Below are 601 nucleotides of genomic sequence, written 5' to 3'. Positions count from 1 at the left end.
GAGCGATGATAGGGATTTGAGTGCGGTGAGATTACCAACCTTTGACCACGCCGTCTTTAAATTGCTTTTTGGCTTCGGCTTCTACTTCATCAGTTTGATAGGCTTTGGCGAAGTTTTGGATGGCTGCAGAGTCTTTATTGTCGGTGCGAGCAACGATGATGTTCACATATGGCGATTCTTTGTCTTCGACAAATACAGCATTTTCGCTGACAGTTAGGCCGGCTTGACCTGCATAGTTGTTGTTCACCACAGCGATATCCACATCATCTATGGCGCGAGCTGCCACAGAGGCATCCACTTCTTTGATCACCAGATTTTTTGGATTTTCGATGATGTCGTTGGTGGTTGAGAATAGGTTATTGCGGTCTTTTAGTTTGATCAGACCTTGTTTTTCAAGCAAAATCAGCGCACGAGCTAGGTTCGATGGATCGTTTGGCACAGCGATGATGGCGCCGTCTTTTAGCTCAGAGAGGTTTTTGATTTTGGTTGAGTAGCCTGCTAGTGGATAGACAAAAGTATTGCCAACGATGGCTAGGTTATCCAGACCTTTTTCTTGGCTGTCTTTATCCAGATATGGCTTATGCTGCATGGCGTTAGCGTC

Annotated in this window: 1 protein-coding gene; it reads right to left on the bottom strand. The window is 45.6% G+C overall.

What is annotated here, in order from left to right; translation table 11 throughout:
* Positions 1-31: 31 nt before the first annotated feature.
* The coding region (locus tag GY683_RS02435) for a MetQ/NlpA family ABC transporter substrate-binding protein (protein WP_297287231.1) at positions 32-601 on the bottom strand (570 nt) is incomplete at its 5' end.

Origin of the sequence: Moraxella sp. (genome assembly GCF_024227015.1) — a bacterium.
In the GTDB taxonomy this organism is placed as follows: Bacteria; Pseudomonadota; Gammaproteobacteria; order Pseudomonadales; family Moraxellaceae; genus Moraxella.
Note: the sequence above shows the minus strand (reverse complement) of the source record. Positions and strands in the feature narration are given on the sequence as shown.